This is a genomic window from Falsiporphyromonas endometrii (genome assembly GCF_042654485.1).
Taxonomy (GTDB): Bacteria; Bacteroidota; Bacteroidia; order Bacteroidales; family Porphyromonadaceae; genus Porphyromonas; species Porphyromonas endometrii.
Window position 1 is genome coordinate 1 of sequence record NZ_JBHSGO010000059.1, and the last position, 624, is coordinate 624.

Genomic DNA, 624 nt, shown 5'->3' on the forward strand with positions numbered 1-624 from the left:
AAATCCATATCGTTGGTTAGCAGAGATATAAACCGATGCTTCTTGATATCCACATAGGTTATGATGCGTGCATGATGGATAATGGGCTCTTGATTGTCTTTTAAGGCTTTTGTAAAGGTGACTGATTGGATGCGCAACTCTGCTACTCCATCTTCGGTTTGTACTATGGTATCATCTTGTATATTATATTTCAGATTCTTCTTCATCTTAGTCACATACATGATTCCTTTTTGAGTCATCTGTTCAAACTTTTCATAATGTATATAGGCTCTATCCATGGCTATAATGTCTCCTTTGCTCAGGGAGGATGGCTTAAGCATAAAGGAGTCGTTCGTAGCAGCAGAAGTAAATCTGATATCAGAAGGCACCCCCTCATTTGCCTGTATGACCGTGTGTACCTTTATTCCCCCTTTCTTTTTACCATTCTTCGGATGACGTCCGACACCCTTGAAAATCAGGTTGGAGAACAAAGAGATGGTGGTTGAGTCTATAATTCGCAACCGTTTCATCCATGCCGGCTCTTTACCGCCATGAGGTCGGCTGTCCGAGGATAATTGATGGTGGTAAGTAGCATACAAATCACGATATATTGCCTCGAAGATCTCTTCAGAGCGTCTCCTATTG

At 41.7% G+C, this 624-nt stretch carries 1 protein-coding gene; it reads right to left on the reverse strand.

The genetic code is table 11. The features are described 5' to 3' along the window. Positions 1 to 624: transposase (locus tag ACFO3G_RS03205; RefSeq protein WP_380077939.1), on the reverse strand; the 624-nt coding region annotated here is incomplete at both ends.